At 70.9% G+C, this 15,762-nt stretch carries 11 protein-coding genes and 1 pseudogene; 6 read left to right on the top strand and 6 right to left on the bottom strand.

All coding sequences use genetic code 11. The annotated features are described in order from the left end of the window. Positions 1–22: 22 nt before the first annotated feature. From ACFQ7F_RS30635 to ACFQ7F_RS30645, 3 genes are read right to left on the bottom strand one after another with little or no spacing between them, the layout of a single operon-like run. Positions 23–427: a DUF742 domain-containing protein gene (locus ACFQ7F_RS30635; RefSeq protein WP_383277175.1), complete on the bottom strand. Its 405-nt coding sequence runs from the start codon at positions 425–427 to the stop codon at positions 23–25. A 9-nt stretch (positions 428–436) separates the two neighbouring features. Beyond that, entirely contained in the window at positions 437–877 is a 441-nt protein-coding gene (locus tag ACFQ7F_RS30640; RefSeq protein ID WP_383277178.1) for a roadblock/LC7 domain-containing protein, read from the bottom strand. Next, positions 874–3,882: a nitrate- and nitrite sensing domain-containing protein gene (locus tag ACFQ7F_RS30645; RefSeq protein ID WP_383277181.1), complete on the bottom strand. Its 3,009-nt coding sequence runs from the start codon at positions 3,880–3,882 to the stop codon at positions 874–876. The genes ACFQ7F_RS30640 and ACFQ7F_RS30645 overlap by 4 nt, the downstream gene beginning before the upstream one ends. Before the next feature lie 441 nt (positions 3,883–4,323). Here ACFQ7F_RS30645 and ACFQ7F_RS30650 point away from each other — a divergent pair, with 441 nt between their 5' ends. Beyond that, entirely contained in the window at positions 4,324–4,791 is a 468-nt protein-coding gene (locus ACFQ7F_RS30650; RefSeq protein ID WP_383277185.1) for a hypothetical protein, read from the top strand. 57 nt (positions 4,792–4,848) lie between these two features. On the opposite strand, the gene ACFQ7F_RS30655 is transcribed toward ACFQ7F_RS30650, so the two are convergent. Together ACFQ7F_RS30655 and ACFQ7F_RS30660 are read right to left on the bottom strand one after the other, a co-directional pair. Beyond that, complete coding sequence (locus ACFQ7F_RS30655) at positions 4,849–6,006, bottom strand: NAD(P)/FAD-dependent oxidoreductase (protein ID WP_383277188.1); 1,158 nt, start codon at positions 6,004–6,006, stop codon at positions 4,849–4,851. Next, on the bottom strand, positions 6,003–6,323 hold the full coding sequence (locus tag ACFQ7F_RS30660; protein WP_383277191.1) for a bifunctional 3-phenylpropionate/cinnamic acid dioxygenase ferredoxin subunit: 321 nt from the start codon (positions 6,321–6,323) through the stop codon (positions 6,003–6,005). The genes ACFQ7F_RS30655 and ACFQ7F_RS30660 overlap by 4 nt, the downstream gene beginning before the upstream one ends. A 190-nt stretch (positions 6,324–6,513) precedes the next feature. Here ACFQ7F_RS30660 and ACFQ7F_RS30665 point away from each other — a divergent pair, with 190 nt between their 5' ends. The 5 genes from ACFQ7F_RS30665 (at position 6,514) to ACFQ7F_RS30685 (ending at position 13,585) form a co-directional block, all read left to right on the top strand. Next, a complete protein-coding gene (locus ACFQ7F_RS30665) occupies positions 6,514–7,356 on the top strand; it encodes an IclR family transcriptional regulator (RefSeq protein ID WP_383277194.1) in 843 nt (280 codons plus the stop codon). Positions 7,357–7,626: 270 nt separating this feature from the next. Then, positions 7,627–8,712: an S-(hydroxymethyl)mycothiol dehydrogenase gene (locus ACFQ7F_RS30670; protein WP_383277197.1), complete on the top strand. Its 1,086-nt coding sequence runs from the start codon at positions 7,627–7,629 to the stop codon at positions 8,710–8,712. A 26-nt stretch (positions 8,713–8,738) separates the two neighbouring features. Then, positions 8,739–11,162 (top strand): FAD-dependent oxidoreductase, encoded by a 2,424-nt coding sequence (locus tag ACFQ7F_RS30675; RefSeq protein ID WP_383277212.1) that lies wholly within the window; start codon positions 8,739–8,741, stop codon positions 11,160–11,162. Positions 11,163–11,208: 46 nt separating this feature from the next. Then, positions 11,209–12,363, top strand: coding sequence for an N-methyl-L-tryptophan oxidase (gene solA, locus ACFQ7F_RS30680; protein WP_383277200.1), 1,155 nt, complete (start codon positions 11,209–11,211; stop codon positions 12,361–12,363). 94 nt (positions 12,364–12,457) lie between these two features. Then, entirely contained in the window at positions 12,458–13,585 is a 1,128-nt protein-coding gene (locus ACFQ7F_RS30685; RefSeq protein WP_383277203.1) for an aromatic ring-hydroxylating dioxygenase subunit alpha, read from the top strand. On the opposite strand, the pseudogene ACFQ7F_RS30690 reads toward ACFQ7F_RS30685, so the two are convergent. Beyond that, positions 13,582–15,762, bottom strand: a pseudogene (locus ACFQ7F_RS30690) (hypothetical protein); the annotation flags it as partial. The gene ACFQ7F_RS30685 and the pseudogene ACFQ7F_RS30690 overlap by 4 nt on opposite strands.

Genomic DNA, 15,762 nt, shown 5'->3' on the forward strand with positions numbered 1-15,762 from the left:
TCACTCCCCGCTTCCGCGCTGTTCAGAGCGCCCGGAGGCCGTTGATCACGTCGCGCAGAATACTCTCGTCCGGCAGTTCCGCGGGGGGTACGGGACGTGTCACGTGCACCAGTTCGTCGTCGACGAGATCGCCGATGAGAACGCGGATCACGCCGATGGGAAGGTCCAGTTCGGCCGCCAGTTCGGCGACCGACTGGGGGCTGTCACGGCAGAGCCCGACGATGTCCACGTGCTCCGGGGACAGCGTCCGGTCCGCCTCCGGGTCGCCGGCACGGGCCTCCGCGATGACGACCGCGATCAGATCGAGGCGGTGCTGTGCCCGACTGGTGGTCCGGCCGCGCGTCATGGCGTACGGCCGCACCACGGGTCCGGCGTCGTCGTCGAACCAGCGATGCGTCCCCTGTGTCCCCTGCCCGTCTTCGCTCATACCCTCCCGCTACCCTCCCGCGGTCAGGTCGGTGCGCGGCGCCGTACCCAGATGCACACCCACCCTCTTGACCAGCAGCGTCATTTCGTAGGCGACCAGACCTACGTCGGAGTCCGCGTCCGAGAGGACGGCGAGAGCGCTGCCGTCACCCGCGGCCGTGACGAACAGGAAGGCATCGTCGAGCTCGACCACGGTCTGGCGGACCCGGCCGGCCTCGAAGTGACGTCCGACGCCCTTGGCGAGACTGTGGAAGCCGGAGGCGACAGCCGCGAGATGCTCGCTGTCCTCCCTGGTCAGATCCTTGGACAGGCCGGTGGGCAGGCCGTCGCCGGAGAGCACGAGCGCCTTGCGGATGCTGGCGACCCGCTCCACCAGTTCGTCGAGGAGCCAGTTGAGCTCTCCCGATCCCCCCGGTGTGGCGGTACGTGCGTCGGCCTTCGGTGCGGTCATCGACCGTCCCCCTCAGATGTGGTTCCTGGTGCTGTGCCGTCGGAGGCGTCTTCGCCCGCGGCGTTCTCTTCACGACCACGCTGCCAGCCACGCTGGAGCGAAGCCATGCGGCTGCGTACCTCGTCGGCGTCGCGTTCTTCCGGCCTGGTCGTGGCCGGGTCGCGCTCCGTACGTTGTTCCGGCCCATCCTTCAATTGTGGGGCGAGGTTGGCCTGGCGCACGCGCCGGGGCAGTCCGCCGGGGGCGGTGGTGGGCTCCTTGCCCGCAGTTTCCGGGCGACCCGCAGCTTCCGTACGACCCCCAGTTTCCGTACGACCCGCAGTTTCCGGGCGTCCGGACTCCGTCAGGCGGCTGCGCCGCGGGAGGTCCGGCGGGGCGTCGGCCGCGGTGACGTCGCGGTGCGGCGGGGAGAGGTCGGGCCAGGCGGACTGTGCCTCGGGGCGGCGCGGCAGATCGATGGGCTCTGCCGCGGTGCGGTTGCCGCGGTCGCGGTCCACGGCGCCGCCCTGGGGGCGCCCCACAGGGGCCTGCGAGCGCTCAGGGCGCTCGGGACGCTCAGGAGCCGTGTCCTCGTCCTGCGCGGCGCCCCTGGGCCTGTTGTGCGTCACGGGGCGGCCGTGCGAGGAGACCAGCTTCGGGGTCCTGCGGCGGGGCAGCTGAACGGGGTCTGCAGGGTCCGCGTCCTCACCGGAGCCGCCGAAGACGTTGCCTCCGCCGCTGCCATCACCGCTGCCATCACCGCTGCCGCTGCCGCGCGAGGGCAGGTCATCGGGGTGGGTGGGCCCGCGCTCGCCCGTCTCCCGCTCGTCGCGGGCCTGTTGGTGCTGCTCGTCCGCCGGAACCCCGGTCATGCGGCGGCGCGGGCGGAAGAGGCCACCCCGCTCACTGTCGTCGTCGCCGAGGTCGCCGAGAGCGCCCGGGAAGGGGTCGAGGTCCGCCATGCCGACCGGCGCCTCCAGCTCGACGGGACCGTCGAGGAGGGACGCGGGAAGACCTGGCAGCTGCACGGGCACCTGGCCGAGCGCGGCCTGCTTGTCGCCCGAGGCGTCGCGGCCCACGGCCTGCTTGGGCTGCGGCCTGTCGAGGCGGAACCCGATGCCGTTCGTGTCCGGTGCGTCGTCCGTGAGCAGCGTCTCCGGGATGAACACGACGGCGGTGGTCCCGCCGTACGGAGAGGGCTGCAGGGAGACGCGTACGCGCTGCCGCTGGGCGAGGCGGCTCACCACGAAGAGGCCGAGTCGGTCGGTGTCGGAGAGTTCGAACTCCGGTGTCTCCGCGAGGCGGAGGTTGGCGTCCAGAAGCGCGTCGGCGGCCATGCCGAGTCCCCTGTCGTGGATCTCCAGGGTGAAGCCGTTGGCGACCTGCTCTCCGAGTACCTGCACCGCGGTGTGCGGCGGCGAGAACACCGTGGCGTTCTCCAGGAGTTCGGCCATCAGGTGGGTGAGGTCGGCGACCGCGGGCCCGGTGACGGCGATGCGCGGCAGACGGCGCACCTCGATGCGCTCGTAGTCCTCGACCTCGGCGACGGCCGCTCGGACGACGTCCATGAGCTGGACGGGCTTGCGCCACTGCCGGGACGGGGCGGCGCCGGAGAGGATCACGAGGCCCTCTGCGTGCCGCCGCATGCGCGTGGTGAGGTGGTCGAGGCGGAAGAGGTCGGCGAGTTCGTCGGTGTCCTCGGTCCTGCGCTCCATCGTGTCGAGCAGGGTGAGCTGCTTGTGCAGGAGCACCTGGCTGCGGCGGGCGAGGTTGACGAAGACCTCGGAGACGCCGCGGCGCAGGTCGGCCTGTTTGACGGCGGCCTCGACCGCGGCGCGCTGCAGGGTGTTGAGCGCCTGGCCGACCTGACCGATCTCGTCCTTCTCGTACGACAGACGCGGCGCTTCGGTCTCCACGTCGACGTGCTCGCCCGCCGCCAGGCGGCGCAGCACGCCGGGCAGCCGGACGCCGGACGCCTCATGGGCCTCAAGGCGCATGCGGCGCAGGTCACGGATGAGGCTGCTGCCGATGCGTACGGACATGAAGACCGAGAACAGCAGGGCGAGCAGGCCGAACACGCCCGCCACGACGACGCGCACGATCACGCCGACGGCCACCGGTTCGACGCGGTCCTGGAAGCGGTCGCCCGCCGCCTTGTCGCGCTCGGCGAGATCCTTGAGCGCCTTGCCCGACGCGGCGTCCCAGCGCGCCGACGTGACGGAGCGCGGGGCGCCGGGCGAGGATTCGACGACGGCCTTCTCGGCGGCCCTCAGCTCCGTCGTCTCGGCGCCGTTCCAGTAGCGCTCGTATCGGGCGCGCTCGTCCTCAGGCAGCTGCGCAAGGTTGACCTCGTACAGGAGCGTGCGCTGGGCCCTGAGATCGGAGATCTCCCGGATCTCGGTCTTGGTGAGCCGGCGCGCGACCAGTGCGGAGCCGAGCAGTGCGTCCTCGCGGGAGAGCAGTTCACGCGCGCGGTTGACCCCGACGAGCGCCCGGCCCTGCTGGTCCAACTTGACGTCGTCGACACCGTGGAGGGTCGTCAGGAAGCCGTAGCAGGGGTCGATCAGCTTCGTATACATCTTCAGCGCGCCGGCGCGGGTGATGGTGCCTTCCTCGACCGTGCGGCGCAGCGACTCGATGCCCTCGAAGGAGTCGAGGAGCGAGGCGAGCCGGTCCGCCGACTCTCCGCTGATCTCGTCCCGCACGTCCGGGTGCTCCGCGTTCTCCACGACCTTGGCGACCATGTCGTCGGTGGCCGTGCGGCTGCGGCGCAGTGCGGCGAGCGCGTCGGAGGCGCGGGGATCGGCGAGATAGACGAGGGTCTGGCGGCGTTCCTGCTGGACGACCCTGGCCGTGTCCTCGATCGGGTAGCCGATCTTGTCGACGACGTCGGAGACGTCGATGAGGTCCTTGGCCGACTGGCCGGTGAGATAAGTGGCGAAACCCCACATCGCGGTCAGGGAGATGAGCGGCACGAGCAGCAATGCCACGATCTTCCGGCGGATGGACTTCCCGCGAAAGCGCATGGCCTCCCCCAGATCGGCCCCCTGTGGCCGCGCTTTGGCCAGGGGCACACATGTGCGTCAACAAACGGCGTGAGCCTACTACTGACCCAGGAGCAACTCGAAGGCGCATCCGGATGGATTTCAGCCGTGACGCAAAATCGACGTCCCCAGTTGTCCCTTCAATTCGGGAGATTGCAACCCGCGTGTGGCACATGCCACACGACACAGTCCATCTTGTCGATCTTCCCAGTTGGCCTGATCTCTTCGCTTTTCCGAACGGTGCGGGAATCTTCCGGGCCTCTCGCTCGTCTTTCAGTACGGGAGTTGGGGACTGCGGGCACCAGAGGACCGCATGCCGTCACCAGGTGGCGTAAAGCTGCGTATACCGGGCAGCCACTGGGGAGTCGGGTCCGCCGACATCTCATCGAACGGCCCGAGGGGCATCGGGGGAGTGACGATTTGATGGCCACGGCAGAACGTCAAAGGACGACCGCGAAAGAGCACGAGGTATCCGGGCCTCGGCCCGGGTCCGACGAAGACCGCAGGGAGTTGTGGGTAGAGGAGCCGGCACGCAGACGGCGCCTGCCCGATCCGGTGCGTACGGCCGCGGTGCGAGCCGTGATCATCGTGGCGTTGACCTTGATACAGGCGATGACGGCGTTCCTGTGCGCGCTGGCCGGATCCTGGCTGTCCTTCCCGATGGTGCTCAGCAGCGTGGCAAGCACCGTGGTCGCCACGTGGGGCGTCCTCGACGTGTGGGTGACCCGCCAGGTGTGGAACCAACGGCACGGCGTGGTCTCGGTGCCGAGCAGCACGGCGCGTCAGCTGCGGCGCGAGCGGCGCCGGGCCCGTCGGCAGGCCCGGACGGCGGCGCGGAGCGAAGAACGCATACGGCGGCGCGGCGGGACGGGGCAGCTGTCGCACCCCTAAGTGCGCCCCGCGCCCTACGCGCACTGCAAGGAGTACTCCGAGGAGCACTCCAGCCGGTCAGGCCGCCACGGGCACCGATGTCAGCAGAGCGCGCCGCATGCGCATGAACGGGCGTGCCCGGTCCACCGCGAGGACCGCCGTGGTGTGCCCATCACGCTCGTACGCGGCGAGGAAGCTCCCCTCCTCCGTTGAGCCTTCGATGAGGCGCACGGTGTCATCGGCGCGCCGACGCCCCGCGAACTGGATGCGGGAGCCGTACTGGTCGGACCAGAAGTACGGCAGCGGCCGCACCGTCTCGGCGGTGTGACCTGCCAGCAAGTTGGCCACGGCGACGCGGGGTTGCTCCGTGGCGCTCGTCCAGTGCTCGGCTCGCGCGCCGCCCACGCGGGCGACATCGCCCACGGCGACCACGTGCGGCAGCGCGGTGACACAGCCGTCGTCGCAGAGCACTCCGTCGTCCACGGCGAGGGTCGAGCCCGCGAGCCACCCGGTGTTGGGGGTGGCCCCGATGCCGACGACGACCACATCGGCGGGGAGCACACGGCCGTCGGCCAGCTCCACCCCGCGCACGGCCGTGTCGCCGCGCAGCGCGGCGACACCGGTGCCCGTCACGAGCTCCGCTCCCCCGCGCGCGTGCAGCCCCGCGCACACCGCTGCCATGTCCGCGCCCAGTTGCGGGAGCAGCGGCAGCGGGGCGGCCTCGACCACCGTCACGTCGTGCCCGAGCGACGCGCACGATGACGCGGTCTCGGCGCCGATGAATCCACCGCCGATCACCACGACCCGCCGCGGCCCTCCGGTCAACTCCGCGCGCAGGGCACGGGCATCGTCCAGGGTGCGCAGGGTGTGCACCCCTGACAGATTGGGCCCCGGCAGACGGCGCGCGGACGCTCCGGTCGCGATGACCACCCCGTCGCTCGCGATGGTCCTGCCGCCTTCGAGGAGCACGGTGCGCCCGCGCGGGTCCAGGCCCCGGGCGCGCACCCCGAGCAGCCACTCGGCGGCGAGTTCGTCGCTCTCCTCGGCATCGGAGAGGGCGAGTTGGGTCTCATCGGCCTTGCCGGTGAGGAAGTCCTTGGACAGCGGCGGCCTGTCGTACGGTGGGTGCGGCTCGTCCCCGATGATCACGAGCCGCCCGTCGTAGCCCTGGGCGCGCAGCTCGCGCGCCGCGTAGAGCCCGGCGAGCGAGGCGCCCACCACGGTGATGGTCCTCATGCGGCGGAACCTTCCTCGGCCACCAGGTGGACGTGGATCGTGCCGTCGTCGACGCTCACCCGGTGGGTACGCACGGCGCGGCGGGCGGGAAGACAGGTCGGCAGCCCGGTACGGAGATCGAATGAGGCGGCATGGAGCGGGCATTCGACCAGACAGCCCTCGACCCAGCCCTCGGAGAGAGAGGCGTCCTGGTGACTGCAGGTGTCGTCGATGGCGTAGATCTCGCCGTCGGCGTTGAACACCGCGACGGGCGGTGTGGTGTCGACACGGACGGATTCGCCCGCGGGGAGGTCTTCAAGGCGGCAGACGGGAATCATGGGCCCCCCTCTTGATCTCTCTCGGCCCGGTCCTGACACCTTCTCGGTCCAGGACCCTTCGGTAACATGATGTTTCGTATGGCGCACGAGGGAGCGCTATACGCAACAGAATCCGGTCGGGACGCCCATCGCGTCAAGGGCTTCCCGCAGATGCGGCTTCAACGGGCCGCGAGGTGGTGAGAGTTAAGACATGACCGGCACGCGGAAACAGCCTGATCAGATCGAGGAGCCGCGCGAGAACGAGCCTGAGGAGTCCCGCGAGAAGCAGCCGAAAGCGGCACCGGGATCCGTCCAGTCCGTGGACCGCGCGGTCACCGTCCTGGAGATACTCGCGCGGCTCGGCGAAGCCGGAGTCACCGAGATCGCCGACGAGTTGGGGGTGCACAAGTCGACGGCCTTCCGGCTGCTCGGCGTGCTCGAGAACCGGGGCCTCGTGGGCCAGGCCAAGGACCGCGGCAAGTACTTCCTGGGGGCCGGCGTACTGCGCCTCGCCGGGGCGGCGGCAGTGCGTCTCGACATCTCCCAGGAGGGCGGCCCTGTCTGCCGCGACCTCGCCGACGAGCTGGGCGAGACCGTCAACATCGCGATCCTGGACGACGATGCCGCGGTCAACATCATGCAGGCCCGCGGCCCCGCGTCCGTGACCGCGCAGAACTGGCTGGGCAGGCGCACCCCGCTGCACGCCACCTCAAGCGGCAAGATCCTCCTGGCACACCTGCCGACCACGCTGCGCGAAGGCCTGATCGCCCGGACGCTGGCACGCCTGACCGAGCACACGGTGACCGGGACGGTGGCGCTGCGCGGCGAGCTCGAGGCCGTCGTCGACCAGGGTTTCGCCATCGCCGTGGAGGAGCTCGAAGTGGGCCTGGCCGCGGTCGCCGCACCGGTGCGCGCGCACGACGGCAAGGTGATCGGGGCGCTCAGCGCGTCGGGGCCCGTGTACCGCCTGACCGAGGACCGCCGCACCGAGCTCGCCAAGCGCACCGTCGCCGCGGCCGTGGAGCTGTCGCGCCGGATGGGCTACGGCTTCTGACGGATCGCCGCTAGACACCGGACACGAGGGCGGAGCCAGGGATTCCTGGCTCCGCCCTCGTTGCGTTTCCGCGTCCGCCGCGCCGTGATTCCGCGTCCGCCGCGCCGTGATTCGGCGTCTGCCCTCGTCGCGTGTCGATCGCGTTTCGCCGTGCCCAGCGGATTTGCCAAGGGTTAACTCCCACCCCTTGACGGCCTCTTGATGGCGTTCCCACTATGTCTCTCATAGCGCAACCCGTCGTGCAGTGCGCAACAGCAGAGGAGTCTGGCCGTGCCACACGAGGTCCGTGCCGTCGTCGCCATGAAAAGGGGCGCACCCGTCGAGGTGCAGACAATCGTCGTGCCAGATCCCGGACCGGGAGAGGTACTTGTCTCCGTGCAGGCCTGCGGGGTCTGCCACACGGATCTGCACTACCGGGAAGGCGCGATCAACGACGCGTTCCCGTTCCTGCTCGGCCATGAGGCCGCCGGTACCGTCGAGGCGGTCGGCGCCGATGTCGCCGATCTGTCCCCCGGCGACTATGTGGTGCTCGCCTGGCGCGCGCCCTGCGGAGCCTGCCGCTCCTGTCTGCGCGGCCGCCCCTGGTACTGCTTCGACTCACGCAACGCCGCCCGGCCCATGACCCTCCTGGACGGCACTCCCTTGAGCCCCGCCCTCGGCATCGGCGCCTTCGCAGAGAAGACCCTGGTCGCCGCCGGGCAGGCCGTGAAGGTCGACCCGGCGGCCCGCCCCGAGGCCGCCGGACTGATCGGCTGCGGGGTGATGGCCGGATACGGGGCCGCCGTGAACACCGGCCGGGTGGGCCGCGGCGACACCGTGGCCGTCATCGGCTGCGGCGGGGTCGGCAACGCCGCGATCGCCGGGGCCTCCCTCGCGGGCGCACGCCGTGTCATCGCCGTCGACATCGACGAGTCCAAGCTCGACGGGGCGACCCGGTTCGGCGCCACGCACACCGTCAACTCCCGTGGCACGGACCCCGTCGAGGCGGTCCGTGAACTCACCGGCGGTTTCGGGGTCGACGTCGCGATCGATGCGGTCGGCACCCCGTCGACGTACAAGCAGGCCTTCTACATGCGCGATCACGCCGGTGTGCTCGTCCAGGTCGGTGTGCCCGACCCGGAGATGAAGATCGACCTGCCCCTGATCGACCTGTTCTCGCGCGGCGGCGCCCTCAAGTCCTCCTGGTACGGGGACTGTCTGCCGACCCGGGACTTCCCGATCCTCATCGACCAGTACCTCAGCCGCCGACTCGACCTCGGTGGGTTCGTCTCCGAGACCATCGCCCTCGACCAGGTCGAGGAGGCGTTCGGCAGGATGCACCGGGGCGAGGTCCTGCGTTCGGTGGTGGTCCTGTGAGCGACCGTTCCCCGATACCCCGTGTGATGGTCATCGGCGCCGGCATCGTCGGCTGCTCGCTCGCCGATGAACTGACCGCCCGTGGCTGGACCGACGTCACGGTCCTCGAACAGGGGCCGCTCCCGGCCCCCGGCGGCTCCACGTCACACGCCCCCGGCCTGGTCTTCCAGACAGGACCGTCCAAGACCCTGACCGCCTTCGCGACGTACACGGTGGAGAAGTTCGGGGCCCTGGAAGTGGACGGCCTTTCCTGCTTCAACCCGGTCGGCGGCCTCGAACTCGCCACCACGCCCGAGCGCTGGTCCGACCTGCACCGCAAGGCCGGGTACGCCGCTTCCTGGGGCATCCGCGCGGAGCTCGTAGGGCCCGCCCGGTGCAAGGAGATGTGGCCGCTCATCGACGAGAGCAAGGTTCTCGGCGGCCTGCACACTCCCGACGACGGGCTCGCCCGCGCCGTGCTCGCCTGCCGGGCGCAGATCGAGACGGCACGCGCGCGTGGCGCACGTTTCCTCGACCGGCACACCGTCACCGGCATAGACCAGGAGGACGGTCGCGTCACCGCCGTCGTCACCGACCGGGGCACGTTCCCCGCCGACCACGTCGTGTCGGCGGCGGGTTTCTGGGGCCCGGTGATCGGACGCATGGCCGGTGTCGACATCCCTCTCCTCCCGCTCGCCCATCAGTACGCGAAGACCGCACCGCTCCCCGAGCTCGCGGGCGTCAACGACCCGCGCACAGAAGCTTCGAAGCCGATCCTCCGCTTCCAGGACCGCGATCTGTACTTCCGTGAACACACCGACCGCATCGGCATCGGTTCGTACGCCCACCGACCGTTGCCCATAGACGCGTTCACCGTCCCGGCTTACGACGACGCACCACAGATGCCGTCCTCGTATCCCTTCACCGAGGAGGATTTCGCGCCGAGTTGGAAGGACTGCGGCTGGCTGCTGCCCGCCCTGCGCGACACCGACGTCGCGGAAGGCTTCAACGGCGTCTTCTCCTTCACCCCCGACGGGATGCCGGTCATCGGCGAGTACCGTGCGCTGCGCGGGTTCTGGCTTGCCGAGGCGGTGTGGGTGACGCACTCCGCGGGCGTGGCCAAGGCGGTCGCCGAGTGGATGATCGACGGGCGGCCCTCCGTCGACGTGCACGACTGCGACCTCACCCGCTTCGATGACGCCCAGCGCTCCCCTTCGTACGTCGCCGACCGCGGCGCACAGCAGTTCGTCGAGGTCTACGACGTCCTCCACCCGTTGCAGCCCATGGAACAGCCCCGGCCGCTGCGGGTCAGCCCCTTCTACGCCCGGCAGCAGGAGCTGGGCGCCGTCTTCCTGGAGGGCGGCGGCTGGGAGCGTCCGCACTGGTACGAGGCGAACGCCCCGCTCCTCGCGGGCGTCGAGCCAGGCGTCGAAGTCCCCGAACGCGACGCATGGTCGGCCCGGCACTGGTCGCCGATCGCGGCGGCCGAGGCGCGGGTCACGCGCGAGAAGGTCGCCCTGTACGACATGACTCCCCTGCGCCGCCTGGAGGTGTCGGGACCCGGCGCGCTCGCGTTCCTGCAGCGCATGACCTCCAACAACCTGGCCAAGAAGCCCGGTGCGGTGACGTACACCCTCCTCCTGGACGAGTCGGGCGGCATCCGCTCGGACCTCACGGTGGCCCGGCTCGCCCCGGACCGCTTCCAGGTCGGTGCCAACAGTCCGGCCGATCTGGACTGGCTCCTGCGCCACGCCCCCGACGACGTACACCTGCGGGACATCACATCGGGGACCTGCTGCATCGGCGTCTGGGGCCCGCTCGCCCGCGACCTCGTCCAGCCGCTCACCCGCGACGACTTCTCGCACGAGGCGTTCGGCTACTTCAGGGCCAAGGAGACGTACATCGGGCATGTCCCGGTGACGGCGATGCGTCTGTCGTACGTCGGTGAGCTGGGCTGGGAGCTCTACACGAGCGCCGACACCGGGCTCCGGCTCTGGGACACGCTCTGGGAGGCGGGGCAGCGGCACGGCGTGATCGCGGCCGGGCGGTCCGCGTTCAACAGCCTGCGCCTGGAAAAGGGCTACCGCGCGTGGGGCCACGACATGACAGCCGAACACAACCCCTACGAGGCGGGTGTCGGCTTCGCCGTCCGCATGGACCGGGGCGACTTCGTGGGCCGCACGGCGCTCGAACAACTCGGCTCCCCCGAACGGAAACTCACCGCTCTGCTGCTCGATGATCCGGCCGCCGTCGTCCTCGGCAAGGAGCCCGTCTACGTCGGCGGGGTGCCCGCCGGCTACGTCACCAGCGCCTCGTACGGATACACGCTGGGCCGCTGTGTCGCCTACGCCTGGCTTCCGCCGCTGGAGACGGGCGCAAGCGTGCACATCGAGTACTTCGGCGAGAAGGTCCCCGCGACGGTCGCCGAAGAGCCGCTGTTCGACCCGAAGATGACCCGCATCCGCCGCTAGAGGCCCAGCGGCAGCAGTGATCGGCTGCAGTTATGGAGGAAGCTCTGTGTCCCCCACCTATGACGTGATCGTGATCGGCCTCGGCGGCATGGGCAGCGCCGCCGCCCACCACCTGTCCGCGCGCGGTGCCCGTGTCCTCGGCCTGGAGAAGTTCGGCCCCGTCCACAACCGCGGCTCGAGCCACGGGGGTTCGCGCATCACCCGGCAGTCCTACTTCGAGGACCCGGCGTACGTCCCGCTCCTGCTGCGCTCGTACGAACTGTACTCACGCCTGGAACGCGACACCGGCCGCGAGATCGCCACCCTGTGCGGCGGCGTGATGATCGGCCGCCCCGAGAGCCGCGCCGTCTCCGGTTCGCTGCTCTCCGCACAGCAGTGGGACCTCCCCCACGAGATGCTCGACGCCCCCGAGATACGCCGGCGCTTCCCGACGCTCAGCCCCAGGGACGACGAGGTCGCGCTGTACGAGGCGCGGGCCGGGCTCGTGCGCCCCGAGAACACCGTCGCCGCGCATCTGCAGCTCGCCACGCGGCAGGGCGCCGACCTGCACTTCGAGGAGCCGATGACGCGCTGGGAGCCGTGCCGGGACGGCGTCCGCGTGCACACGGCCGAAGACACCTACACCGCAGGGCAGTTGGTGATCTGTCCCGGCGCCTGGGCTCCACAGCTGCTGACCGACGTCGGGGTGCCGTTCACCATCGAGCGGCAGGTCATGTACTGGTTCCAGCCGACCGGCGGCGTGCGGCCCTTCCTGCCTCAGAACCACCCGATCTACATCTGGGAGGACGCGGACGACGTGCAGGTCTACGGCTTCCCGGCCATCGACGGCCCGGATCTCGGCGCGAAGGTCGCCTTCTTCCGCAAGGGCACCGCGTGCACTCCGGAGACCATCGAGCGCACGGTCCACGAGCACGAGGTCGCGGCGATGGCGGAGCACATGGCGGGCCGCATCCCGTCCCTGCCTGGGCAGTTCCTCAAGGCCGCGACCTGCATGTACTCCAACACGCCCGACGAGCACTTCGTCATCACCCGTCACCCGGCCCACCCGGAGTCGGTCACCGTCGCGGCCGGATTCTCCGGGCACGGCTTCAAGTTCGTGCCGGTCGTCGGCGAGATCGTCGCCGATCTGGCCCTTGACGGCACCACCGAGCACCCCATCGAACTCTTCGACCCCAGCCGCCTTGCCGCCGCGCCCGCTTGACCCGCTTGACCGCTTGACCCGCTTGACCCGCTTGACCCGCTTGACCCGCTTGACCCGCTTGACCCGCTTGAGGAGTACGGAGGAGCACGCCACCGTGACGACGACCCCCGAGGCCCCGTCCGCCGCCAGCCTGATGACCACGCTGCCGGGCCACTTCTACACCGACCCGGAGATCTTCCGGCAGGAGCAGGAACGCGTCTTCGAATCGCTCTGGTTCTGCGCGGTGCGCGCCGCCGACCTCGACAAACCCGGCGCCTTCCGCACCGTCCAGGTCGGCCGCGAGAGCGTACTCGTCACCCGTTCCCGCTCCGGGGAGCTGCGCGCGTTCCTCAACATCTGCCGGCACCGCGGCGCCCGCCTGTGCACACAGGAATCGGGGGAGGTGCGCCGCGCACTCCAATGCCCGTACCACGCATGGACGTACGACCTGGACGGCAAGCTGATCGCCGCGCCGAACCTGGTGAAGATGCCGGACGTCGACCGCACCGCGTACGGCCTGGTCAAGGTCGCGCTGCGGGAGTGGCTCGGCTACGCCTGGGTCTGCCTGGCCGACGAACCGCCCGACTTCGAGGAGACCGTCATCGGCGCGGCCGTGGAGCGCCTGGGCGACGCGGCGTCCATCGAGCGCTACAGAACCGAAGGGCTCGCCCTGGGCAAGCGCGTCACCTACGACGTGCGCGCCAACTGGAAACTGATCGTCGAGAACTTCATGGAGTGCTATCACTGCGCGACCATCCACCCCGAACTGACCGATGTGCTTCCGGAGTTCGCCGACGGCTTCGCCGCCCAGTACTACGTCGGGCACGGCGCCTCGTTCGGCGAGGAGGTCAGCGGGTTCACCGTCGACGGCAGCGCCGGCTTCGAGCGCCTCCCGGAGGTCGCCGAGGACCAGGACCGCCGCTATTACGCGATCACGATCAAGCCGACCGTCTTCATCAACCTCGTCCCTGACCACGTGATCCTGCACCGGATGTTCCCGCTGGCCGAGGACCGCACGGTCGTCGAGTGCGACTGGCTGTACGCACCCGAGATCGTCGCGTCCGGCGTCGACCTCGCCAAGTCCGTGGAGCTCTTCCACCGGGTCAACGAGCAGGACTTCGAGGCCTGCGAGCGCACCCAGCCCGCGATGGCCTCACGCGCCTATCGCGGGGGCGGGGTGCTTGTGCCGACCGAGCATCACATCGGTGTGTTCCATGAGTGGCTGGCCGGGCTGCTTGCCTAGGGGGTGGGGGCGGGGCGCTTGTACATGCGGGTCGCCGTGATCTCCCCGTGCACCGTCTGCTCACCCGGGTCCTGCTGCGGCAGGCCAGGGCGCAGGTGCTCCTCGACGCTGATGTACTTCAGGCCTGCCCGCAGGTCCGCGTCATTGCGCAACCGGATGACCAGCGGGAACTCCGCGAGCGCTGTCGTGTCGAACAGGCCGGTGGTGTACAGCAGCTGCACGCCGAGCGCGTCCGACACGGCTCGCTGGAGCTCCAGGAGATACGTGGCGTTGGCGCGGCCGATGGGGTTGTCGAGGAAGAGCGTACCGGCGTGCCGGTGCTTGTCGCGGCCCCGGTCGTTGCTGCGAAGGGCGGCCATCGTGCAGTACAGGGCGATGGCCGCGGTGAGCAGCTGGCCGCCGGAGAAGACGTCGCCCATCTGACCGACCGGGACCCGCTCGGCGCGCAGGACGGCGTCCGGCTTGAGGATCTCCACTGCGATGCCGCGCGGCTCTAGGGCGGCCTGAACTCCGCGCAGCAGCAGGGACATTCCGTCCCGCCGCATGTCGGAGTTCTTCTTGACCGCGGCGCGTGTGGCCTCGTCGATGACCTCGCCGAGGCGCTCGGTCAGCGTCGCCTGGTCGGGCTCGTCGAAGCGGACACGCAGGAACTCCTGGCCCGACCACTCCCCCAGGCCCTCGGGCAGCTGCGAGAGGCGCTGGGCCGACCGGAGCGTGGCGAGCGAGGACTCCACGAGCCCGCGCAGGCGGTCCACGATGCTGTCGCGGTTGCGCTCGAGCTGCTCCAGCTCGTCGGTGAGCACGCGCAGGCGGGGCGCGAAGGCGTCGGCCCACTTCTTGGCGTGCTCCGGGAGGGCGGACGCGGGCAGTTCACGGATCTGCTGGCGGGCGGGGGTGCGTACCTGCTCGTAGCGGGTGGAGTTCGCGTGCCGTACGAGGATGTCGCTGGCCTCGCGGACGGCGGCCTCGGCGGCGGAGAGGTCGGCGGCGCAGCCGCGCAGGGAGCGTCGGGCCTCGGACGCGGCCTGGCGGGCCTCTTCGAGGGAGCCGGGGTAGGGCTCGGGCTCCTCCGCCCCTTCCTCCTCCTGGTGCTGCTCACGCAGCAGGTCGCGCAGCAAGGCCGCCGTCTCGTCGAAGCCTCCGGCGGCGTCCTCGGCGGCGCGGTGGGTGTGCACCAGGGTGGCGTGGGCGTCCTTGGCCTGGCTCAACGCCTCCGTGTGGGCGGCCAGTTCGCCGGTCGCGGTGCGCAGGAGGGCCTGCGCCTGCTCGGCGTCGGCGGGGACGAGCTCTTCGGGGAGTTCGGTGTGCGCGTCGCCGTCCTGCGGGGCGAGCCGCTCGGCCTCGCCGCGGAGCCGGCCAAGTTGCTCGCTCGCGGTGGACGCGCGGGTCTCGATGAGCTGGACCTGGGCCTCCGCGCGGGCGGACGCGGCCTGCCGGGACGGGCCGTCGGAGCCGTCCGTGCCCTCAAGGAGCAGGGCGGCGCGGGTGCGGACCTTGTTGCTGAGCCGGTCGAGATCGGCGAGGGCACCGCTCTCGTCGCTCTCGGCGCGGGCCTGCTCGGCGCGCAGGTCGGCGCCGACGCCGACCTTTTCGTAGAGCTGGGACGCGGCGCGGTAGGCCTCGCGGAGGGCGGGCAGCGAGGTCTTGGGAGCGCCGGGCTCCTCGGGCACGTCCTCGGGGGCGCCCGCGATCTCGGCGCGCTCGGCGCGCAGGGCACGTGCGGTGCGGCGGGCGTCGTCGGCGGCGCGCTGGGCGGCGCGGCGGTCCTCGTCGGCGGCGCGGGCGCGGTCCAGGCAGGTCTGGGCGCGGGCCTCCGACTCGACGGCGTCGTCCGCCAGTTCACGCAGCTTGGTCTGCCAGCCCGCGCGCTCGCGCAGGCGGAAGGCGAGTCCCGCGAGGGCGTCGGCGACGCGCCGCGCGCGCTGGGCGCTCTCCTGTCGTTCGTCACGCGCGCGTGCCGCTTCGGTCGCTGTCTCGTCGGCCTCGGCGCGGACCGTACGTGCCTCGGTGAGTTCGGTCTCGGCCTCGTCGGCGAAGGCGCGGGCGTTGCGGGCGGCGGCGGCGAGCTCGTCGATGCGTCCGGCCGGGCAGCCGCTGCGCCAGGAGGCGAGCCGCGCGGCGAGTTCGCGGTCCTTGGTGAGGCGGACGGCGAGCGCCCGGATCTCCTCGTAGCGCCG

The organism is Streptomyces sp. NPDC056486, from assembly GCF_042795295.1.
In the GTDB taxonomy this organism is placed as follows: domain Bacteria; phylum Actinomycetota; class Actinomycetes; order Streptomycetales; family Streptomycetaceae; genus Streptomyces.

Coding starts and splice junctions, on each gene's coding strand:
- ACFQ7F_RS30635 (WP_383277175.1), bottom strand. CDS start 427: ATGAGCGAAGACGGGCAGGGGACACAGGGGACGCATCGCTGGTTCGAC.
- ACFQ7F_RS30640 (WP_383277178.1), bottom strand. CDS start 877: ATGACCGCACCGAAGGCCGACGCACGTACCGCCACACCGGGGGGATCG.
- ACFQ7F_RS30645 (WP_383277181.1), bottom strand. CDS start 3,882: ATGCGCTTTCGCGGGAAGTCCATCCGCCGGAAGATCGTGGCATTGCTG.
- ACFQ7F_RS30650 (WP_383277185.1), top strand. CDS start 4,324: ATGGCCACGGCAGAACGTCAAAGGACGACCGCGAAAGAGCACGAGGTA.
- ACFQ7F_RS30655 (WP_383277188.1), bottom strand. CDS start 6,006: ATGAGGACCATCACCGTGGTGGGCGCCTCGCTCGCCGGGCTCTACGCG.
- ACFQ7F_RS30660 (WP_383277191.1), bottom strand. CDS start 6,323: ATGATTCCCGTCTGCCGCCTTGAAGACCTCCCCGCGGGCGAATCCGTC.
- ACFQ7F_RS30665 (WP_383277194.1), top strand. CDS start 6,514: ATGACCGGCACGCGGAAACAGCCTGATCAGATCGAGGAGCCGCGCGAG.
- ACFQ7F_RS30675 (WP_383277212.1), top strand. CDS start 8,739: ATGGTCATCGGCGCCGGCATCGTCGGCTGCTCGCTCGCCGATGAACTG.